Genomic DNA, 23,533 nt, shown 5'->3' with positions numbered 1-23,533 from the left:
TGAGCGGGGTTTACTTTGGAGAAGAAGATTCAGGGGAAGTATATTTACAGAGAACTGTGTCTGCTGATTTTGGCGATGGCGGCAGCATTTATATTTTTCTTGCATTGGAGAAACTTTGTATATAGCCGTGGCGACATAGAGCATTTACAAAGAGGTTCCAATATTGGCATTGCTGTGTTTATTTATGTTGTCCTCTTTGCACTGATCGGCAGATGGATCCATGCATTCAAGGTTGGGGTTGAGAGAAAGATGAATCTCATTGCGTCGCAGCTGCTTACGGCAGGGGCTGTGGATGCTTTGGAGATTTTCATCAGTGTGGCTTTAACAGCAAATTATAAGCTCTTCTTACCTATACTGGCTATGTGTGTCAGGATGTTTTTCCTGCATGTTGTAACCGGTGTCTTTCTGATTATTCCAATGATAGATCTGTATAGAAAGACATTTCCGCCCCTCAGAGTCATCGGGATCAGAGGTGACAGGCGGGATGATATGCTAGATAAGATGAATTCACTCACATATAAGTATCATGTAGAGAAGATAATCCATTATGAAACTTCCGAAATAAAGCTTATCAACGAAATATCAAAATATGATGCGGTCCTCATAGGGGATTTGCCTGCATCAGATAAGAATAAGATGCTTAAACTCTGCTTTAATGCAGATAAAAGAGTCTATTTCGTCCCCAAGATTTCAGATGTAATAATAAAAGGTTCAGAGGAACTTAATCTCTTTGATACACCTTTGTTTCTTGCCAGAAATGTCGGCATGAAGTGGTGGCAAGCTATGATCAAGCGTTTTTTTGATGTGTTTCTTAGCTTGGTTTCGCTGGCTCTCTTTAGTCCGGTGATGCTTATAATTGCAATATTTATCAAGTTGGAGGATGGAGGCCCTGTCTTTTACAGGCAGGAGAGATGCACCTTTGGATGCAAACGGTTCATGATATTGAAGTTCAGGTCAATGATAGTGGACGCTGAAAAGGATGGAAAACCTCATCCTGCCGGGGAAAATGATGATCGTATAACCCGTGTGGGACATATCATTAGAGGCTGCCGGCTGGATGAACTGCCACAGCTCATTAATATCCTGAAGGGAGAGATGTCCATAGTTGGTCCAAGACCTGAGCGAGTAGAGCATGTGGAAAAATACACGAAAGAGATACCGGAGTTCATATTCAGGTCCAAAGTAAAAGGTGGTCTTACCGGAATGGCACAGGTTTATGGCAAGTATAATACCACTGCGTTAGATAAGTTAAAATTGGATCTGATCTACATAACTAACTATAGCTTGCTTCTGGATCTTCAGATCATTCTTGAGACCGTAAAGGTACTTATTCAGAAGGAGAGCACTGAAGGGTTTTCGGAGGAATCCGGAATAAATTCTGAAGCTAAAAAGCGACTGCAGACAGAGAAAGATGAAAAGGACTATGCTTGATTTAACAGTAGTGATATTGGCAAAGAATGAAGAAGCTGATTTAAAAAGGTGCATTGATTCTTTTGGAGGGATTGTAAAGCGTTTTGTTGTTATTGACAGTGGCAGCACAGATAATACTGTTGAGTTAGCCAAAAGCCTGGGCGCAGATGTTTATTATCATGAATGGACTAACTATGCAACTCAGTTTAACTGGGGGCTTAATAATACAAATATCGAAACCGCCTGGACTATGAGAATTGATGCGGATGAATATCTTACGCCCGAATTATGTAAGGAAATGGCAGAAAAGCTTCCGTCTTTAGATTACTCTGTTACCGGTATTGAGTTAAACAGAAGACTGATCTTTCTTGGTAAATGGATGAGACATGGAGGAATTTATCCGATATTCTTTTTAAGAATTTTCAGGACTGGGAAAGCGTACTGTGAACAAACCAATATGGATGAGCATTTGATACTGACAGAAGGAAAGACTATACAATTCAGAAATGATTTTGTAAATGGTGATCCCAAGAGCTTATCATGGTGGATTGGAAAGCATAATGGGTATTCGGATCGCGAAGTGCTTGATTATTTATCTAAAGAAAAGCAGCTTGAAGACAATGCTACGATCAAACCCAATTTATTTGGAAATCCAGCGGAAAGAAAAAGATGGCTGAAATATAATCTGTACTATAAATGTCCGGGTTCAGTGAGGGCGCGGCTTTATTATATTTATAGATATTACCTGAAACTAGGCTTTTTAGATGGCAAGGAAGGGCAAATGTTTGCCTTTTTTCATGCATACTGGTATAGATATCTGATCGATGCCAAGCTGTATGAGTGCAAAAAGTATGGAATACGAAAGACCGGGCAGGGAGAAGCTAAGTAATGAAAAAAGTGCTGATTATGAATGGTCAGTATCTTCCCGGATACAAGGGCGGTGGTCCTATCCAATCATGTGTTAATATGGTGGAATATCTTTCTGACCAATTTGAATTTAAAGTAATATGTGCAGACAGAGATTTCAAAGAAACAAAGCCGTATGAAGACGTTTCTGTTAATTCATGGAATCAGGTGGGAGCAGCTTTAGTTTATTACATGAGCCCTGATTTACAGACACTTTCCGGATTCAAGAAGCTATTGAACGAGACTGATTATGATGTTCTCTATCTGAATGGTTTTTTTTCTCCAATATTTACAATTAAGCCTCTGGTGCTAAGAAGGCTGGGAAGGATTAAAAAGAAACGGACTATCCTTGTGGCAAGAGGCGATTTAATGCAAGGCAAGGGGAGACTTGGGCACAAGAGACTCAAAAAGCTCGTGTATATAACAGTAGCTAAATTGACAGGGATGTACAATGATATATTATGGCATGCTACAAGTGAGGATGAGCTAAGGGATATCAATAGGATATTCTCAAAGGCAAAGGTATATGAAATTGCTAATCTTCCACCAAGGCTTGAAACAGAAAAGCCGTTCATAGATAAGGTGCCTGGAAAGCTTAAACTTGTCTTTATTTCCAGGATTACTAAAACTAAGAACTTGAGCTATGCTCTGGAAGTGCTGAAGCAGATAAATGAAGGGGAAATTGTTTTTGACATTTATGGACCAACTGAAGATAAGGGATACTGGGCAGAATGCGAGAATCTTATCAGGGAGATGCCAGAGAATGTGACAGTTTCCTATTGTGGTGAAATTCCTCATAATAAGGTTCCGGATGTTTTCAGGCAATATCACGCATTTTTCTTCCCTACGCTTGGCGAGAACTATGGTCATATTATCGTTGAGGCTATGATGAATAATTGTCTCTGCATACTTAGTGAAGGTACTACGCCCTGGGATGAATATATTAAGGGACTTGATATTGGGGCACCTCTTGATAAACAGGAGAGATTTGCCGGGATTATCAAACATTTGATATCGGCGGATCAGAGCGCTATGAATAGTATGCTAAAGTACAATAAAGATTATATAGCGCTAAAGGCAAATCCTGATAAGGAGATAGAGCTGTATAAAAAGCTTCTGGATGAGTAAATGAAAACGAGAAACACAAAGCAAGCGAGTCTTTTATTAAATTACATCTATAATCTGTTAAGCTCGTTAACAAATATACTTTTTCCTCTGATAACGGCTCCGTATATGGCAAGAGTATTAAGAGAAGAGGGAAATGGACAGATTGCCTTTGTAACTTCTGTTGCCATGTATTTTGTATCTTTTACTACCTTTGGATTTACTCTATATGGGCAAAGAGAAGTCTCAAAATATAAAGATGATATTGATAAAAGAAGCAAGGTTTTCTTTGAACTTCTGATATTAAAAGTATTTTTTTGCATGGCCTCAGTAGCAGCTCTTTTTTGGCTGATTGCTTCTCCATATGTTGCACAGAGTTACAAAGGCCTAATGTCTATATGCTCAATTCAAATAATATCAGTAGTTTTTGATATTCGATTCTTTTTTCAGGGTATTGAAAATTTCAGAGAGCTTGCTATCAGAACGATGATAATGAGGATTCTGGGAATCATCTGTCTTTTTATATTTGTTAAAGATCAGGGAGATGTCTGGAAGTATTTATTGTACACATCGTTGACTATGCTACTGGCCAATATCATCATGTGGCCTAAAGTGATAGGGCTTATCAAATTTACCGGTATAGAAATAAAAGCCATAATGAATTGCGTCAGACCTGCATTTTTTTTGTACCTTCCGGTTTTGGCCGAGACTATTTTTAGTGCCTTAGATTCAACAATGATAGGATATTTGGCTGTAGATAGTGAATATGAGAATGGATGCTATGGCTCAGCTATAAAGATAATCAATGTTATATCAATAGTAATGATGGCTGACGGGCTGGTGTTTGCCTCAAGAAATGCCGGAGATTATGCCAAGGGGAATTATGATTCATTAAAAGAACATTTGGGGATTGCATTCAGATATGTCTGGGTGTTGGGATTTCCAATCATTGCAGGTCTCTTGGTATTATCCGACCAGATTTCCCTGTGCATATTCGGAGAGGGGTATGAAAAAGTCCCCTTGTTGCTTAGATTGTTTACTGTTCGTGTATTAACTCATGGCATTATGAATGTCATTGTGAATCAATATCTGTTGCCGACCGGACGTGAAAAAATATGTACAGCATTTAATGCCGGTGGTATCACCGCGAATTTCATTTTGAATTTGGCTCTCATACACAGGTATGGCTGTATCGGAGCTGCGATAGCGTCAATAGTATCTGAGACTCTTTTGACTTGTGCTTTTATTGCATATTTTGCTTTTGAAAAGAAGTTTTGGAATAGAGCAATTATCCGGCAGTCATCTAAATATGTCATTGCAAGTATAGTTATGAGCATTCCGGTGTATATATTTAAACAAGTCTGGAGTGGTCAATGGTACCTTGTAGGCATTATCATAATCATCGGGGCAATTATATATGGTTTGAGTTTATTAGTTATGAAGGATGAGATGATACTTGTATATGGAAAGAGAATAATAGCAAAGATAAAAAGGAAATAATTTATACAAGTGCGAATTTAACAGCCTCAATAATCACACAGTAAAACCAATACATGTGAGAATAGCCGTTCCTTCGATATGTATCATACTTCATATTGATTCGGTGCATCATATTTTTGAAGCTTTTTCGCGTGCTTATTCCGCCGGTTGAGTAATTGGATATTGGAACATTTTCTGTTACAATCCTCAATCCGTTATTGTTGGCTCTTAAGATCAAATCGTAATCTGCATCAAGGATCTTTTTATTATATGGATTGTCCAGAAGCACCTGCCTCCTTGCAAACATGGAAGGGTGACAGAAGTGATTAGTTGTCCAGATCTTTCCTATACGGGCCTTTTTGCGAATGATCCTTCCGTTGTTACGGATATAGATATCAGACCAGGCAATGTCATAAGGGTTCCTTGCGTATAGATTGACCATGGTTTTTACAGCATTTTCTTCGTACCAATCATCTGAATTGATATTTCCTATCAACTCGCCTGATGCGACTGAAATGCCATGATTTAAAGCGTCGTATACACCTTCGTCTTTTTCGGATATGATGCGGTAGTTTATACCTGCTTCTTTGAATGCGCCCTCATATTGGCGGGCAATCTCCAACGAAGCATCAGTAGAATCACCGTTAATGACTATATATTCTGTGGGCTTATACTGCTGATGCAATACAGATTCAATTGTTCTGGAAAGAGTTTTTTCGCCATTACGTACCGGCGTTACAATGCTAACCGTAACCATAACTAATCCGATGAAACCTTTCTGTAAAGTGATAGTTCTGTTGCCTTGAAATAAAATTGTTTCTATAATTTCATTAAAGTTTTAACAATTTGATAACATAATCCTAACACATAAAAAACTTTTTTTCATTTATTTTTATCACATTTTAGAAATGAGATTCATGAATATGAATGTTGCGTTTATTGCTTATGAAATAGCTGCTGATAAAGGTGGGATAGAGAGTGTAAGTTACTCATTGGCCAAGGCATTTCCCGGATATGTGGATTTTCACTCTTACTGCGGAACTGATTTTAAAGGCTCTGAAAAAGAGACTATTCCCAACGCGTATTACAGTAAATCAAGAAATAAAGTCTGCCTTCATCTGGACCTGATCAGAAAATGTTTTAGCGACTATAAAAGATTCAGGTTTGATTTTACGTTCACCAGTCATTATGCATATTCCCTTCCTTGTTTACTTCTTAAAAAGTTCAAGGGTGTGCCATATGGAATACTTGTTCATGGATTAGAGCTATTGGATGAAAACGATAGTAGTTCGATATTTAGGAAAATATACTTTGCAATAAAAAATAATATAAGAAGGGCAGTGATCAAATCTGCAGATATTATATTTGCAAATTCTTATTATACCGGGGAGTATGTTGCCAAAAAGTACTGTGACTATAATAAAAGGATAGTTGTAATTCACCCGCCCATACAGTACGTAGATAAGAATATCAGGGCTGAAGAAAATGTAAGATCATATAAAATACTGTCTGTGGGACGACTTGTTGAAAGGAAAGGGTTTCAATATGTCATCGATGCATTAAAGAATTTGGTCATCGATATTCCTGAACTTAAGTACTACATCGCAGGTAGCGGACCATATATGACTGCTCTTAAAGAAAGGGTGGAAAATAATGGTTTGCAGAATCATGTTTTTTTCCTGGGGAGGGTATCGGAAGAAGAAAAGGACAGATTGTACAGAGAATGTGATTATTTTATTATGCCCAGCTATATGATAGAGGATACGGGTGATTTTGAAGGCTTTGGAATTGTATATATAGAAGCTAATATGTATGGAAAGTACGTTATAGCAACAAGATCCGGAGGAATTCCTGATGCGGTTTGCGAAGGAGTCACAGGCTCATTTGTTGAGGCTCAGGATCCGGAGAGTATATATTTGAAATTAAAAGAGTTATACAAAGATGACTTTTATCCTGACAGATCAAAATGTATTGAATGGGCAAAAAAGCTGGATGTTGATATCATAGTAAGGCAATACATTGATGCTGTTAAGGATCTTTTGAAATAACATTGAGGATGTTGAGTGGAGCTTATGTACTTGTTGAGTGGGGACAGTAGCGGTAATATTCTGAATACATTGCGAAGAATACTGTTTTGCATAACTGCAGTTTCTGTGGTTTTGGAAATGGTGTTTTTTCCGTCCTGGGCCAATCTTGTGGGATGCATCATGATGGTGACAGCCCATGTCATATTTGTCTTTGTGGCCCTGAACAGAAACAGAATACTTGCATCACCCTTTCTTTTTGTGGTGATGATGTCAATGTTTGCATACAGATATATTCCTGTTCCGGGAACTTTGATCTCCCTGCGTCCTGTAAGCTATGGCATGGAAACACCTGTAAAAACCTTTGTTTCAGAGACCCTTTTCTTTTTGCTTTTTACTGTGATTTATTACATTACAGCCTATGGATACGATAAAAGAAGGGGCCCGGTAGGTTTTTATAAATCTATCGGCCTGTATAAATATGGTTCTGAACATAGTATTTGGCTCCTGGGTATTGTGGGACTTATCGTCAGGATTATTTCGTATTCAAATAATGCTTTCGATCACACGAGTTTGTCAGATACAGTTCAAGATCTGATATATGCGCCTGTGGTTTTATTTTTTCCATTTTTCTTCGATGAAAATCCTGAAAAACCGGTGAATTTCAAAAAACCGGTTATATGGGCATATCTGATAATACTAAGTATAGTTGGTCTTGGATCAAACTCCCGCTTTGAGATAATGTCCCCTTTTATTTTGATCGCTGTTTTTTATTTCATTTATCTTGTAAAAGAAGATGTTGATCTGAAAAGTATTCTTTCACCAAAGAGAATCATTTACGGCTTGGTAAGTATTTTATTGATACTTGGTTTAATGCAGACAATTTCTGATGCTATGCTGACTGTCAGGAATAACAAGCGTGATTATTCTTTTTCACAATTGGTTAGGTTAACTGCTCAAAATGCTATAGATTCCGTCGGCGCTAAACAAGAAGAGGTGGAGGAAAAAAAGGAAGCACAGCCATACTCAGTAAAATGGACGGAAGAGTATATTGATAACTTTGCTCTTAACAGGTATGGGAACATTCGTTTCAGTGATGAAATCTATTTTTATTCAAAAGACCTTTCTGATGAAGATAGAGCGGATATAAGAGAGAGCTTCAAAATCAGGCTATTGTGTCTTTTACCCACACCTGTAATGAGATTGTTTGGGCTTGAGATTAATAAAAGCGATTATAATTATTCTAATGCTACTTATTTGTATTATAAAGCCGGCTATTGCGATTACAATTATTTATTTACTCACAGGGTAGAAACCAGTTATTTGCCGGATGGACTTTCCATTTTTGGAGGATATTATTTAATTATTCAATCGCTATTATTTCTGATCATTTTCTGGTTTATCAGAGGGCTATCTTATTATGACTCATCCGGAAAGTTTGTTTATTCATTATATGGAATGATTTTCATGAACACTTATCATCACATGGGTATGTATGCAAATGGTATTTATGGTTGCTTTGGCTTTCTTTTTCGTAGTATGTGGGAAAGCATGCTTGTATTTTTAGTTGTAAACTTCGTTGTCAGGTTGTGGGCAAGATTTTCTGCTACCTTTAAACCTCATGCATAATCAACTTGTGATACTTGTTCTTTGGTTACAGAAGGAGAGACTCAATTTGAAAGTTGTTAATATCAGTTGCGGATTAGGGAATCAGCTTGCAGCGTATTTTAATTATCTGGTTATAAAAAGAGCTAATCCTGAAGATGACATTTATATAAACACTCTTATTTATGATATCCCTGAGGCGGATAAAATAGTAAAACAGTGGAACGGATATGAGCTTGAAAAAGTTTTTGATATCAGATTAAAGAACATAATGGATGTTTTATCAAAAGATGAGCAGGATAGTATAAGAGAAGATCTCCGTGCAACAAGATTTTGGGAAAATGGTTACAGATCCAGCAGGGCAATTCTGGAGACATTCAATAAACATGGTTTTGGGTTTGAAGTTGCCGGTAACTTTTTGGGTGATGAAGATTATTCAATAAATCAGCAGTTAAAACTAATGGTAAATAAGTTTTTTTCCGGGCAGAGCAGAAGTCTTTTTACATATGGATTAAAACAATTGGCATGGATAATTGGTTCCGGGGTAAGAAGAAAGCCGACAGCTGAATTTTTGAAAAAGAAGAGGGATGGTAATATTTTGTATTTTTCCTCTTTTGAAGGCATAAAATCCCCTGATCTGGTGAAGGAAGTTGGGCCGGAGCTTAGGAAAACTCTGGCCTTCAGGCCATTTACAGATGATAAGAATAAAGAGATGCTAAAAATCATAGAGGCTACGAATTCAGTGTCAATACATGCCAGACGTAGTGATTATCTTCCATACAATAATGATTGCTATAAGTATGGGTATTTCAAGCGAGCTGCAAATTATATTCGCAGGCATGTATCAGATCCGGTTTTCGTGGTGTTTTCAGAAGATTGTGCGTGGTGCAAAAAAAATAGGGGGAGCATAGGGCTGTCTGAAAAAGATACTGTATATTTTGTGGACTGGAATACAGGAGCAGACAGTTATAGAGATTTGCAATTGATGTCATGTTGCAAACATAACATAATCACCAAAAGTTCTTTTGGCTATTGGGCTGTTTTATTAAATAAAAATCCAAATAAGATTACATGTAGTCAAAGGGGAGATTACCTAACAACTAATCATTTTTAAAGAATGCAAGAGAAGGAGATACAGACACGTTATGTCAAGAAGAAGTATTCTTATGGCTGGACTTACTATTATTATGATAGTATTTGCATTTATTATCATGGTTAGTATAAAAGACGTAAATACTACTACACAATTGACAGCCCTGGTTCTTTCAGATGAACAGAAGATATATCCTTGGTATAACGAGAAAGAGGAATGCTTTTATTATTTTATTCCTTCATATGCGGATTTGAGTGGCTCATTTTTTGCATTGGATAAGAACAAAGAAGCCATTATTGACGGTGAAGTGTATTCCGTAAATAAAGAGATAGATAATCTAGTTTACAATACTGAATATTTAATGGATTATAACAACAAACAGAGCAAAATCATTTTTGCAAAGTCAGAAAATGTTTCTACAATGTATGTTACAACTGCGACCGGTTCAATGAAAGCTGTTCTGCAATCAAAAAACCACAAAGAATTGACGAAAATTACCGTTGTAGATAAGAACGGCAAAATAGATACTGCAAAAACAGATTCTTACATAAAGGGAAGAGGAAATACAACTTGGACATATGAGAAAAAGCCGTTTTCTGTCATTTTCAGTATGCCGGAATCGATTTTGGGGATGAAGCAGAGCTCTAAATGGGTTCTGTTGGCGAATGCCAGAGATTATAGCGGAATTCGAAATGCAATAGTCTTTGATACAGCTAAGAAGGTTGGGATGGATGATACATCTGAGTACGCATTTGTGGATCTATACTTGAACGGAGAGTACTATGGGTTGTATACATTGTGTCAGGCGGCTGATACCTTTTATGAAAGATCGGAAGTTGATCAGGATGACTCTTATCTCTTTTCTGCGGATTTTAAAACCAGGCTTTCAAATACGAATTATGTAATCCGTGTTGAAAACGACAGATCGATAATTGATGTAAGAAGCCCGGAGCAACTTGGCTATGAAGAAAAGAAAGAAACACAGCAGATCATCAGCCGGATCGAAGATGCAATAGCTGAGGGGGGATCCGCGCTTAAAAGCGTTATTGACATTGATTCCTGGACCAAAAAATATCTGATCGATGAGATATTCGAGAATTGTGATGCCAGTTTGTCCAGCTCGTATTTTTATAGCTGTACGAAAGCCGGATCAACGAAAGTATATGGAGGACCAATATGGGATTATGACAGGATACTTGGAAATACGCATTGTTACCTGGGAGATGCGGCAAACCCGGAATGTATATTTGCAGGTCATGATTATAGAATACTCTGGTATTCGAAGCTGAATTCAGACCCATATTTTCACAGTATGGTGATAACTTCTTTTGAAAATGATTTTATCCCGGTGCTACAGGCACTTTTAGATGGGGGAATAAGCAATTATTCTAAAGACATTTTCTCTGCTAAGAAGAATGATGACATTCGGTGGAATATAGACTCCTCTGAGGAATATGAAGAATTGGCGGGATTTCTTTCGAGACGTCTGTCATTCTTAAAGAGAATTTGGTTGGATAATGAAGACTTTGTTGAGATAGGATACTATATTCCGGACGACGCACACAGTTATATTCGTGCTTCTCTGCCAAGGGGGGCTTCAGTTTCAAGCAATCCGGATTGCTTTGCTTTATTTGATCAAAAATACAAATGGTATATTGAGGATACTAACGAAGAATACAATTTTGATTCAGCTGTTTATGACAATGTCACTTTGACAAGGGTAGAAGTTAGTTTAGTTGATAGAATTCTTTCTTTTGCTAAAAAGAATAGGGATTTAATATCTATTCTTGTTTCTATTGTGGGGCTTTTCTCTGTGCCTTTTGCTCTCAGGTTTTCCCTTCTATTTAGTAAGGGGGTGGCAAAACAAAAATGAGTTTTAAAGAAAAATATAGACATGAATACAAATATCCTATAAGTGATCTGGAGGCAGCTGTATTAAAAGAACGAATAAGAAGACTGATGTCTCTGGATAGTCATGTGGGTGAGTCGGGTATGTATCATATTTCAAGTCTGTATTTTGATGATTACTATGATTCCTGCTACTATGAGAATGAAAACGGATCTGATCTCAAGGAGAAGTTCAGAATACGTATTTATGATAATAGTACTGATATGATCAGTTTAGAGTGCAAAAGAAAAGAACATGGAAAGACCTTAAAGATGTCCTGCAGATTACAGAAGAGTCAGGTGGAAGATATAATAGAAGGAAGATCCGTTAAAAACACGAATAATGATTCTTTATTGAATAAGTTTATTATTCTTCAAAACACAAAAGGATTGAAGCCTAAGGTTATTGTTGACTATAAAAGGATGCCATATATAGAGCGAGCAGGTAATGTAAGAATCACCTTTGACAGTCAGCTGGCTTCTTCGAAGAACATAGAAAAATTTTTAGATGGTAATTTTGTATCTCGCCCTATACTGCCTGTCGGAATGCTTTTGATGGAAGTAAAATATGACGAGTTTTTACCGGACTTTATTTATGATGCATTACAATTGAATTACCTGACACAATCAGCCTTTTCAAAATACTATTTATGCAGAAAATTTTGTTCCTGATATGGAGAGAAAAATGTTAAGTATAAGAGAAATAATAGAAAAATCATTTCTTGAAGGGTTTGCTGCCAATGATATTACATTAACGACTTTTATTGTAGCGCTTCTGGCAACAGCACTGGTTGCTGCATATATTTTTGTGATTTACAAGCTTTTATGCAGAAAGACTTTTTATTCTAAGAACTTTAATATGAGTTTAGTTGGTGTCGCACTGATTACCGCAGCGATCATCATTACAATCCAATCAAGTCTTGTGGTTTCTTTGGGAATGGTGGGAGCACTTTCAATAGTAAGATTTAGAACGGCAATTAAAGATCCTCTTGACCTGATGTTTTTATTTTGGGCTATAAGCACAGGAATCATATGTGGCGCGGGATATGCTGAATATGCAGTAGTACTGGCTATAATCCTGACTATTGTAGTTGTGGTTATTGACCGGCTTCCTATTTCCAAAGCGCCAATGATATTGATGGTTGAAGCAAATAGTATTGAAATTGAAAACAGTATATTGAAAATAGTTGAACAGTATTCTAGGCACTATACAGTAAAAGCTCGCAATGTATCTGTTTCAGAACTTGATTTAACGGTAGAAATTGCAACAAAAGATGTAACGGATATGGTTAAGAAATTGACAGCTATCAATGGGGTATCTAATGTATCTGTCCTTGCACATGATGGCGAAGTGACATTTTAGACATACTTTTCGCCCGTCTGATGAAATATGTATCAGATCAGCGAACAGACCGGCATTCGATGAATCATACTCATATATTTCGATGGCTGTATTGGCATCAGACGCATGGCATGCGGCAGCGGTGTCGTCGCAGATAATGACTTTTACATTTTTATCCTTTAGAAAATCCAGATATGATTCCATGATATCCGGATACGAGGGGTTATTTATGAACGAGAGAGGCAGTTTTCAGTCCAGATTGGGCTTTATTTTAGTAAGCGCGGGATGCGCTATAGGAATAGGAAATGTATGGAAGTTTCCATATGTGACAGGAGAGAATGGCGGCGCGATTTTCGTGCTGTTTTATTTGTTGTTTTTGCTTATCATGGGTATTCCGGTGCTGACCATGGAGCTTGCCATGGGCAGGGCCGGCAGACAGACACAGGTCAAGGGCTATAAAGCCCTGGAGAAGCCCGGCAGCAAGTGGCACCTTCACGGATGGGTATGTATGGCAGGTAACTACCTTCTTATGATGTACTACACAACAGTTTCAGGCTGGATGCTCAACTATTTCTGCAAGTTTGCCACAGGCAGATTCAACGGCCTTCAGTATCAGGATGTGGCCGCAGTATTTGATGACCTTTTGGCAGATCCTGTGGAGCTGGCTATTTTTACAACACTGACAGTGCTTCTTGGCTTTGGTGTTCTGAGCTTCGGCGTTCAGAACGGCCTTGAGAAGGTAAATAAGATAATGATGATCCTTCTCCTTGGTCTTATCATGACTCTCGCTGTAAACAGCCTTACTCTCGAGGGGGCAGCAGAGGGTGTTAAGTTCTATCTTTTGCCAGATATAAACAAGGCTAAAAGCGTAGGTATATGGAAGGTTATCACCGCAGCCATGAGCCAGGCATTCTTTACCCTTAGTGTAGGTCTAGGATCCATTGAGATCTTCGGAAGCTATATGTCAAAGGATCACGCCCTCACCGGTGAGGCAATAAGAATCTGTGCGCTGGATACCTTTGTTGCCATTATTTCAGGACTTATTATTTTCCCTGCATGCTTTAGCTATGACATCAAGCCTGATGCGGGCCCGTCCCTGATTTTTGTGACACTGCCGGATGTATTTATCAATATGGCAGGGGGACGTATCTGGGGAACACTGTTCTTCCTGTTTATGACCTTCGCCAGCTTTTCAACCGTTACCGCAGTATTTGAGAACCTTGTGGCTTCCTGCAGCGACAACTTTGGCTGGAAAAGAGGCCGTTCAATCGCAGTTAACTGTGTATTTATGCTGATCGCCAGTCTTCCCTGCGTTCTTGGATTTAACGTATTAAGTGACCTGGCTCTTATCGGAGGCCGCGGCGTCCTGGATTCAGAGGACTTCCTGGTAAGTAACCTCCTTCTTCCCGGGGGCTCACTTATCTTCCTGCTGTTCTGCGTAACCCGCTTGGGATGGGGCTTTGACAACTATATCAACGAGGTTAACACCGGCGATGGCTTAAAGCTTCCCAGAGGCCTTAAGTGGTACCTTCAGATTGTCCTTCCGGTACTGATACTTATCATTCTTATTCAGGGACTTATAGTTTGAAAATATACCGCCAACTTGATAAAGTATAAGGTATGAAACGACAAGACCTTGAAACTACCGGTCGCGAAGTGCTTGCAGCATCGCGGACCGAACTATATATCGACATGCGCTTCTTTGGCGCGGCACTTAACAGCCTTGGCTACGAGCTTGACCTGACCACCACCACCGTCGGCACCGACGCGGTGGACATCAGGTTTAATCCCGCTTACGTAGCAAGGCTTTTTGTGGAGGAGCCCGGCAAGCTCAACAGAACCTATCTCCACATGCTTCTTCACTGCATTTTCCGTCATATGTACACCTCAGCGAAATATGAGGATACAAGACTTTACGATTTGTGCGCAGACATAGTCACCGAGTCCATCCTGGACGGCTTCGACTATCAGTGCATCTACCGTGTCAGCTCCGACTACCGGGACAGATGGATCACTCTTTTGGAAAAAGAGCTGAAGGTCCTGACCGTGGAGCGTCTCTACAAATTTTTTTCCGAAAAAGAACACGAACTTGATATCTACGAAATGGAGAAACTGGAGAGGGAATTCGCCCTGGACGACCACGGTTTCTGGCTAAGGCTTCAGGACCAAAAGGCTGACGAACCTGAAAAGGATAAGGACAAAGAAGAGCCACCAATCGATCAGGACTACGATTCTCCTTTTGATAACAAAGATGGAAAGACCACGGAGAAATACATTAACCCCAGACGTCTTCAGAAGATAAGGCACAATGAAAAGAACTGGGAGAAGGAGGCTAAGCGCCTTCAGACCGAGATTGAGACCATCGGTAAGCAGCACAGCGACCGCATCGGCAAGCTCTCCTGGATACTGAAATTCGAGAATACTTCCCGCAGGGACTATCGCGAGTTCCTTCAGAGGTTCAAGATCCTCAGGGAGGAGGGCGGCATCGATCTTGACAGCTTCGACTACGGCATGTACTCCTTTGGCCTTGATTACTACGGCAACATGCCCCTTATCGAGGAGAATGAGTTCCGGGAGGTCAAGAAGATACAGGAGCTGGTCATCGCCATCGACACCTCCGCCTCCTGCAAGGATGAGCTGGTTCAGCGCTTCCTTAATGAGACAGCAGCCCTGCTTCTTTCCAAGGACAATTTTTTCCAAAGGATAAATATCCGTATAATAGAGTGCGACGACCAGGTCCAGCGGGAAGAGATCATAACCTCGGTGGAGGATATGAAGAAATACGCCGGGGGCATCCATATAGAGGGAGGCTACGGCACCGACTTCAGGCCTGTGTTTGAGCGGGTTTCGGAGCTTATTGCGAAAAAAGAATTTGAGAACCTCAAGGGACTTATTTATTTCACCGACGGCTTTGGGATTTATCCCGACAAGCCAACAACTTACGACACAGCATTTGTTTTTCCCAAGGATCAGGACTATGATGATGAAAAGGTCCCGGACTGGGCATTAAAGCTCTATATTTAGGAGAGAGACATGAATATTGATCAGGCAAAAGAAGAAGTAAAAAACGCGGTCAGAGCTTATCTTGAAAAGGATGAGCTGGGACAGTACGAGATTCCCACAGAGAAGCAAAGACCCATTCTCCTTATGGGACCTCCCGGAATCGGCAAGACAGCAATCATGGAGCAGATAGCCCACGATCTGGGCATCGGCCTTGTTTCCTATACCATAACCCATCACACCAGACAGAGCGCCATCGGTCTTCCCCAGATCAGCCTCAAGGAGTTTGGGGGCAAAAGATATTCCGTAACCGAGTACACCATGAGCGAGATCATCGGCGCGGTTTATGAGCAGATTGAAAAATCCGGAGTGGAGGAGGGAATTCTTTTCCTGGATGAGATCAACTGTGTCTCCGAGACATTGGCTCCCACCATGCTGCAGTTTCTGCAGTATAAGACCTTCGGAAGCCACAAGCTCCCGGCAGGGTATATCATTGTCACTGCGGGCAATCCCCCTCAGTACAACAAGTCCGTCAGGGAATTCGATATCGTAACTCTGGACCGTGTAAGGCAGATCAACATAGAGGAGGACTTTGACTCCTGGAAATCCTATGCCTACAAGGCTGCGGTTCACGGCGCGATCCTTTCTTATCTTGAGATCAAAAAGGACAATTTTTACAGCATAAAGACCGATGTGGATGGCAGGACCTTTGTGACAGCCCGTGGCTGGGAGGACCTTTCAAGAGTCATGAAGGTTCATGAGAAGCTCTCCATGCCGGTGGATGAGAACCTGGTGGTCCAGTACATTCAGAACAAAGAGATTGCGAGAGATTTCGCGGATTATTATGAGCTTTACCACCGCTATAACGAGCTCTACAAGATTCCTGAGATCCTGGAGGGAAGCTTCCCTGAGGACCTTAAGTCCATAAGAGACGGATCCTTTGACGAAAAGCTCAGTATCATCGGGCTTCTTACAGACAAGCTTATGGAAGAGTTCAGGGAATATGCGGAGAGTCAGGCTATCCAGAAGATCCTTTTTGAAACCATAAAAGAGTTCAAGGCCTATGCTGAAGAAGAGAATCCCGACATGGAAAGCAGCATTTCCTATTTCAAGGACAGAGAAGGTGTTATGAAGTACAACCTTGAAAGCGATAAGGAAGCGGGAATGCTCAGCCGCGAGGATGAGCGCGTCAGGACTCTGGCTCTGGAGGGCCTCAGGGACTGCATTTCCTATATGATTTCAGCGGCAGGGACAGAGCCTGATCTTCAGGGAGCCTTCATCATTGCCAAGAACTGGTTTACCAAGAAGGAGAATGTTCGTCAGGCTGACATTAAAGAAACTGACAGGCACCTCACCAACAGCTTCCGCTTCATAGAAGAGACCTTCGGAAATAAGGAGTCTCTCACCGGCAGCCAGGAGATGGTAATCTTTATCACCGAGCTGTCAAATGCCTATTACAGTCTTAAGTTTGTAAAGGAGACAGGAAACGAAGCTTATTATGAGTACAATAAGCTGCTTCTTTTGAATGACCGCAGACAGGAGCTTAAGGATCAGATTTTACAGATGGATTTTTGAGATAATATGGTTTGCATATAAACTTCTCATTGGTGCAAAGTGTTATCTAAATTATTTATTAATTATCGGTATAACATACATTATTTATCGGGAACAGTGGTAGTATTGTAAGTGGGGGTAATGACTTATCCCCACTTTTTTGTTACCCAAAAATTCTCAGGAGGTATGTTATGGCCGAAAAGTCAAAAGGAAAGGGTTTTTCATTTAACAATGTAAGCACTAAACTGATCACGGTGATGCTTCTTGTCTGTATTGTCCCATTGGTTATCTCTATTGTCATTAACTATATGACCAGCATGAATAAGTCTTTGTCCGATGCTCAGGCCATCAATTCCCAAAAAGCTGCTGTAGTTGAGGCTTCTTTCATGGAAGAAGTGGAGAAAATGATGGCGACTTTAAGGACAGCTGCTACCAGCCCATATATGGTACATTATATTACCACTGCTCCTGAAGACAGGGAAAATGAGGTAATGGTCAACTGGCTTGCAAAAATGGAAGAGTCCCTGGGAGGCGGAAATTCTATTGTTGTCACGGCTCCTGATGGTGAACAGATTGTACGTTCTTCAGGCGATCTTCAGAATATTGCTGACAGAGCATACTTCCAGACTGCAATTCAGGGGAAAGAGTATATTTCTGATGTCTATGCTGCTAAAACTGACGGCTCAGCAACGATTTTTCCTATTATTCCGCTCTACGATGAAAGCGGAAATATTATAGGAACTATCATGAGAAGCTATAAATTGAATTCTTTAAATACGCTTCTTGCCGGCATGGTTGATACCGGTAAAAAGGAAGAAGCTATGATTCTTGACAGAGATGGAAATATGATCGGTCATTCCGAGCGTGCCATCGATGCCAATAATCTTGAGGATATGAGTAATCTGCAGGCCTTTAAGGATGCACAGACCAACTCAAGCGGAAGCTACATCGGAAAGAGCGGTGGCAGGAAGCTTATTATGTCATATCAAAAAGAACCCAATACCGGATGGGTTGTAATAGTGGTAGCTGACTACAATATGGTTATGAGAGAAACTCAGACCAGTGCAAATGTGATTATTGCGATAGGTCTTATTATGCTTATTATGGCAGTTGCTATATCACTTAATATGGCGAACTCCTTTACCAGACCTCTGAAAGCTGTTAATGACTCCGTTACAAAGCTGGCTGATGGTGAGTTCCTGATTATTGATAAATATACCAATCGAAAAGATGAATTCGGCGATATCATAAACAATACAAACTCCGTTATAGATAAACTCGGCTCCATTGTCCAAAGCATCAAGGACTCTACGGCAGCCGTTAACGAGTCCTCTGAGGAACTGGCAGATACGGCCAATCAGATTTCCCAGACTGCGGATGACGTCTCCACTGCGGTACAGGAGATCGCATCCGGTGCCACACAGCAGGCTGATGAGATTCAGAGCGTAACTGAGAGCGTTGGCGACATTGATGTGGCTACCGGACATGTTCAGGAGAGTACGGAAGACCTGGTAAATCTTGCCGGCAGAATGCAGAATGTAAGTACAGAGTCAGCCCAGAGTCTGGCAGATCTGCAGCAGAGCAGCCAGAATATGAGTGACAGTATCTCCGCTATTTCAGAAAAGATCGCAGCCACCAGTAAGGCTGTTGAGAATATCAATGAAAAGGTTGAGGGAATTGCTTCCATTGCAACCCAGACCAACCTCCTTTCACTGAATGCTTCCATTGAGGCCGCAAGAGCCGGTGAAGCAGGAAAGGGATTCTCTGTAGTTGCTGAAGAGATTGGCAAACTGGCTGATGATTCAAGAGCCATGGCCGATGAGATCAGAAAAGAGATGGATGTCCTTCTTGAGGAATCCCAGGCAGCAGTTACCATGGCCTCCGATGTTCAGCGCGAGAACAATGAACAGGTTGAGGTGCTTGGTGCCACAGTTCAGAGTGTAAATGCCATGATCCAGGATATCTCTGCCACAGTTGACAGTGCCAAGAGCATTGAAACCGATGCAGGAACCTGTGTAAGTGCCAAGAATGTTGTTGCGGACGCCATGTCTTCACTTTCTGCTATAAGCGAAGAGAACGCCGCATCCTCAGAGGAGACAGGAGCTTCCATGGAGGAGCTCTCCGCAACGGTTACAACCCTTGCATCTTCTGCTGATAACTTGAAGAGCATTGCTAGTCAGCTCAACGAAGAGATTGCGTTCTTTAAATAATCTTCAATAAATAAAGAATATAAAGATTACGGCTCCGGTTTTCCCGGAGCCGTTTTTTAGTCGACGTATTTAAAATCTGTGAACCTGGCAGAGCCGCCAATTTCTTTTGTACTGTAGGCAAATAGTCCGAAGCGTGCACCGGTGAAGTGGTCCAGACGGAAGCGGAGCTTCTTGGGTTCTCCGATAGTTGTAAAGTCTTCGGATGAGACAGATGCGTAGGAGAAGCTTGCATAGTCCTTCATGTGATTAAAGGATACTCCTGCACGGAGGCGGATAAGCTTAGTATCTCCGGTAACTTCTTCAAGAGGTATGCATTCAAGCTCCTGAGGAGCCTGATCGTCTTTTCTCTCACCCCAGATTCCGGGAACTCTGATCTCTCTGGTGCACATTACAAGGAAGCGTTTACCTTCTTTTTGGGTGACACCGACAAAACCGTAGGAGCTCTGGAGAACGCAAAGGCCTGCGTAGTCGCCGTCATTAAGACCTGAGACGTCCAGGGTAACCTCTGCCGCGCTCCTTGGAGTGAGAGTTCTCTGGGTCAGGGTATTCTGGGCCTGCACAAGGTTGGTGGCAAGCTTTCCTGTTTTTATCTTAAAGAAGCCTTCTGTAGTGTTATGTTCAATAAGCTCAAGGTCAGGCTCGTGGTTGAACTGCCAGAAGGACTTAAATCCAAAGGATGGGCCTGCTGCAGCATCTTTGAAATCATCTGAGCCGTAGAGGGGAGCATATTCATATCCGGGTCTTAAGTCCTCAATCTCGAACTGGGCCGGAAGATATGCTCCGAGAGTAGAAGTGGTGTCCTTCTTAGTGCTGTTACAGCCGAAAACCGGGAAGCCATCCTTGAATTCCACCGGAATAAGATGGGGAATTCTTCCCACTGCGCCGCTGTCCTGGAATAGGATAGAGTACCATTTTCCTGAAGGAGTATCAACGATTCCTCCCTGAGCGATGCCGCTGTTTACAAAGCCGTTGTCGTCGTCAAATACAGCTTTTCCCACGAATTCACCATCCAATGAATCAGCCACAAAGCAGCTCTCGGTGCGGCGGCCGGTATCTCTTGGGATGTTTATGAAAAAGAGGTAGTATTTTCCGTTTATCTTATAAAAGTGGGAGCCCTCATAGCCAAGGAAGCAGTCGTCTCTGTCCTTGACGATCACTCTGTTAAGGCCTCCTTCCTTGGGGCCTGTCAGGTTTTCATCAAGCTCCACCAGAAAGATTTCCCTGTTTCCATAGACAATATATACTCTTCCGTCATCATCAAACAAAAGGGAATTGTCATGATAAAAGCCCTGAATCTCGCTCTTTTTCCAGGGACCGGTGATCTCCTCAGAGGTATAAAGATATGTCTTGTTGGTGTCGTTGGCCACAAAGATCACATAGAACCTGCCCTGATGGTAGCGGATAGAAGCAGCCCACATGCCCTTACCATAGACATTCTCTTTTCCCATCAGTCTCTGACCCTCTGTGGAATCCAGCCTGTCATACACAAAAGCGGCATGCTCCCAGTGCATCAGGTCATAGGACCTTAATATCTCGCACCCGGGAAAAAAGTACATGGTGGTGCTGACCATATAGTAAGTGTCCCCAACTCTTATCACATCCGGATCCGGGTAGTCCATCCTGGTAAGAGGATTGATATTTGACGTAATGTTCATATTGCTTTTGCCCCCACTGATTATGAGTTTTATCACTTTAACACATTATAGCCTTGTGTTATTGCTACTACTACAGATTTCTTGCTATCTTTTCTTGGGATAAAAAACATCAAGAAAAAAGATAAAAATTATCATAACTTTTTTGCGTTAAAGTGTGATATGATAATAACTATCAATAAAAATGACTTATTTTATTCTGTTTACATAAAAAGAGGAGAAAGCTATGGAAAATTTTAAGAAGTACCAGCGTCAGTATTTTATGCCACCCCAGTGCAGCTACGACTGGGTGAAAAAAGACTACCTTGATCATCCGCCCATCTGGTGCAGCGTTGACCTTAGAGACGGCAACCAGGCCCTTATCGAGCCCATGAGCCTTGATGAGAAGCTTGAGTTCTTTACAATGCTGGTAAATCTTGGATTTAAGGAGATAGAGATCGGATTCCCGGCAGCTTCCGAGACTGAGTTCGAGTTCGCAAGAACCCTTATCGAGAAGAACATGATCCCCGATGATGTTACGGTTCAGGTTCTGACCCAGGCCAGAGAGCACATCATCAAGAGAACCTTTGAAGCGGTTAAGGGCGCTCCCAGGGCCATCATCCATCTGTACAATTCAACCTCCGTGGCTCAGAGAGAGCAGGTTTTCAAGAAGAGCAAGGAAGAGGTTAAGAAGATCGCTGTAGACGGAGCCAAGCTCCTTGATAAGCTTGCAAAAGAGACCAACGGCAATTTCTCCTTTGAGTATTCCCCTGAGAGCTTCCCGGGAACAGAGGTAGACTATGCTGTAGAGGTCTGCAACGCGGTTCTTGATGTATGGAAACCCACCAAAAAGAATAAAGTAGTCATCAATATTCCTACCACCGTTGAGATCGCAATGCCCCATGTTTTTGCGACACAGGTTGAGTATATCAGCAAGAATCTGAAATACAGGGATGCGGTTACTCTTTCCCTTCATCCTCACAACGACAGAGGAACCGGTGTATCCGACGCAGAGCTTGGATGCCTTGCGGGAGCTGACAGAATCGAGGGAACACTTTTCGGAAACGGCGAGAGAACAGGTAACGTGGACATTGTTACCCTGGCTGTAAATATGTATTCCCACGGAGTTGATCCGGGACTGGATTTCTCACATATCACAGAGGTGGGAGAGACCTACGAGAGACTTACAAGAATGCGCATCTACGAGAGACAGCCCTATGCAGGACAGCTGGTATTTACCGCATTTTCAGGTTCCCACCAGGATGCTATTTCCAAGGGCTTTGCATGGCACGAGCAGAAGAAGGACAAGGGCATCTGGTCCGTTCCTTATCTTCCCATCGATCCCAAGGACCTTGGCAGAGAGTACGACGGAGACGTTATCAGAATCAACAGCCAGTCCGGCAAGGGCGGCGTAAGCTATATCCTCAAGACCAACTTCGGTTACATGGTTCCCAAGGAGATGCAGGCGGATGTTTCCTATACCATCAAGGACATCTCCGACAGAGAGCATGCTGAGCTTTCACCTGCAAGAATTTATCAGATCTTTGAGGATAAATACGTACATAACGACAATGTATTCAGGATTCCTGAAGTTCACTTCAAGCAGATCGACGGTATTTTAGCTGAAGTTACCATTGCCCATGCAGACAAGTCCCACAAGGTTGAGGCCAACGGTAACGGTCGTCTGGACGCTGTAAGTAACGCCATCAAGCAGTACTTCAACGTTAGCTACGAGCTTTCTGTTTACGAGGAGCACGCTCTTTCAAGAGGATCCTCCTCCAAGGCCTGCACCTATGTTGGTATCACCTTTAACGGCAAGAAGTTCTGGGGCGTTGGTATCGACGAGGATATCATCAAGTCCTCAATCAATGCGCTGGTTATCGCAGTTAACCAGATAGATGATGTAAAAGAGAGCACCGGCAATAAGGACGAGAGGATCAATTCCATCATCAACTACATTCAGGAGAACTACCTGACTGTTACTTTGGATGACCTCTCCAGCCAGTTCTATCTTTCCAAGCCATACCTTTCCAAGTACATCAAGGAAAAATCCGGTATGACCTTCGGAGAGAACGTGAAGAGGATCAGGCTGAACAAAGCCAGCACACTGCTTCGAAACGGCAATATGAAAGTCGAGAAAGTGGCTGAGGCTGCCGGCTATCAGAACGTTGAGCACTTCAACCGCCTCTTCAAAAAGAAATACGGCATGACCCCTGTCCAGTACCGCAGCAGCACCAGGTGAGGAATTGCCGCCGATATTCAAAATGCACGAAGCCGGTAATGGTTGG

At 41.5% G+C, this 23,533-nt stretch carries 17 protein-coding genes; 15 read left to right on the top strand and 2 right to left on the bottom strand.

Annotated features, from left to right (window positions below; translation table 11 throughout):
• Positions 1–15: 15 nt before the first annotated feature.
• From T359_RS20500 to T359_RS0114185, 4 genes are read left to right on the top strand one after another with little or no spacing between them, the layout of a single operon-like run.
• A complete protein-coding gene (locus T359_RS20500; RefSeq protein WP_035784582.1) occupies positions 16–1,431 on the top strand; it encodes a sugar transferase in 1,416 nt (471 codons plus the stop codon).
• Positions 1,424–2,299, top strand: a complete 876-nt coding sequence (locus T359_RS0114195; protein ID WP_026518048.1) for a glycosyltransferase family 2 protein — start codon at positions 1,424–1,426, stop codon at positions 2,297–2,299. Before T359_RS20500 ends, T359_RS0114195 begins: the two co-directional genes overlap by 8 nt.
• Positions 2,299–3,444 (top strand): glycosyltransferase family 4 protein, encoded by a 1,146-nt coding sequence (locus tag T359_RS20495; RefSeq protein ID WP_051545442.1) that lies wholly within the window; start codon positions 2,299–2,301, stop codon positions 3,442–3,444. The genes T359_RS0114195 and T359_RS20495 overlap by 1 nt, the downstream gene beginning before the upstream one ends.
• Positions 3,445–4,920 carry a flippase gene (locus T359_RS0114185; protein WP_026518047.1) on the top strand — a complete coding sequence of 492 codons (1,476 nt, stop codon included), beginning with the start codon at positions 3,445–3,447 and terminating at the stop codon, positions 4,918–4,920.
• A 1-nt stretch (position 4,921) separates the two neighbouring features.
• On the opposite strand, the gene T359_RS0114180 is transcribed toward T359_RS0114185, so the two are convergent.
• On the bottom strand, positions 4,922–5,656 hold the full coding sequence (locus T359_RS0114180; RefSeq protein WP_035784580.1) for a glycosyltransferase: 735 nt from the start codon (positions 5,654–5,656) through the stop codon (positions 4,922–4,924).
• Between the two features lie 166 nt (positions 5,657–5,822).
• Here T359_RS0114180 and T359_RS21755 point away from each other — a divergent pair, with 166 nt between their 5' ends.
• The 10 genes from T359_RS21755 to T359_RS0114130 all read left to right on the top strand — a co-directional run bounded on the left by T359_RS21755 (position 5,823) and on the right by T359_RS0114130 (position 19,614).
• Complete coding sequence (locus T359_RS21755) at positions 5,823–6,947, top strand: glycosyltransferase family 4 protein (protein WP_026518045.1); 1,125 nt, start codon at positions 5,823–5,825, stop codon at positions 6,945–6,947.
• 15 nt (positions 6,948–6,962) lie between these two features.
• Entirely contained in the window at positions 6,963–8,552 is a 1,590-nt protein-coding gene (locus T359_RS0114170) for a hypothetical protein (protein ID WP_026518044.1), read from the top strand.
• A gap of 46 nt (positions 8,553–8,598) precedes the next feature.
• Complete coding sequence (locus T359_RS21750; protein ID WP_051545440.1) at positions 8,599–9,642, top strand: alpha-1,2-fucosyltransferase; 1,044 nt, start codon at positions 8,599–8,601, stop codon at positions 9,640–9,642.
• Positions 9,643–9,673: 31 nt separating this feature from the next.
• Positions 9,674–11,494, top strand: coding sequence for a CotH kinase family protein (locus T359_RS0114160; RefSeq protein ID WP_081795594.1), 1,821 nt, complete (start codon positions 9,674–9,676; stop codon positions 11,492–11,494).
• Positions 11,491–12,180 (top strand): polyphosphate polymerase domain-containing protein, encoded by a 690-nt coding sequence (locus T359_RS0114155; protein WP_026518042.1) that lies wholly within the window; start codon positions 11,491–11,493, stop codon positions 12,178–12,180. Before T359_RS0114160 ends, T359_RS0114155 begins: the two co-directional genes overlap by 4 nt.
• Before the next feature lie 13 nt (positions 12,181–12,193).
• Positions 12,194–12,871, top strand: a complete 678-nt coding sequence (locus T359_RS0114150) for a DUF4956 domain-containing protein (protein WP_035784578.1) — start codon at positions 12,194–12,196, stop codon at positions 12,869–12,871.
• A gap of 208 nt (positions 12,872–13,079) precedes the next feature.
• A complete protein-coding gene (locus T359_RS0114145) occupies positions 13,080–14,438 on the top strand; it encodes a sodium-dependent transporter (RefSeq protein ID WP_026518040.1) in 1,359 nt (452 codons plus the stop codon).
• A 32-nt stretch (positions 14,439–14,470) separates the two neighbouring features.
• On the top strand, positions 14,471–15,874 hold the full coding sequence (locus T359_RS0114140) for a vWA domain-containing protein (protein WP_026518039.1): 1,404 nt from the start codon (positions 14,471–14,473) through the stop codon (positions 15,872–15,874).
• A 9-nt stretch (positions 15,875–15,883) separates the two neighbouring features.
• Entirely contained in the window at positions 15,884–17,425 is a 1,542-nt protein-coding gene (locus T359_RS0114135; RefSeq protein ID WP_026518038.1) for an AAA family ATPase, read from the top strand.
• Positions 17,426–17,595: 170 nt separating this feature from the next.
• Positions 17,596–19,614, top strand: a complete 2,019-nt coding sequence (locus tag T359_RS0114130) for a methyl-accepting chemotaxis protein (RefSeq protein WP_026518037.1) — start codon at positions 17,596–17,598, stop codon at positions 19,612–19,614.
• Between the two features lie 56 nt (positions 19,615–19,670).
• On the opposite strand, the gene T359_RS0114125 is transcribed toward T359_RS0114130, so the two are convergent.
• Entirely contained in the window at positions 19,671–21,269 is a 1,599-nt protein-coding gene (locus tag T359_RS0114125) for a glycoside hydrolase family 43 protein (protein ID WP_026518036.1), read from the bottom strand.
• Positions 21,270–21,492: 223 nt separating this feature from the next.
• Here T359_RS0114125 and T359_RS0114120 point away from each other — a divergent pair, with 223 nt between their 5' ends.
• Positions 21,493–23,487 (top strand): 2-isopropylmalate synthase, encoded by a 1,995-nt coding sequence (locus T359_RS0114120; RefSeq protein ID WP_026518035.1) that lies wholly within the window; start codon positions 21,493–21,495, stop codon positions 23,485–23,487.
• Positions 23,488–23,533: the final 46 nt, after the last annotated feature.

The organism is Butyrivibrio sp. MC2021, assembly GCF_000621605.1.
Classification (GTDB): Bacteria; Bacillota; Clostridia; order Lachnospirales; family Lachnospiraceae; genus Butyrivibrio.
This window is presented reverse-complemented; position numbering and strand designations above follow the sequence as displayed.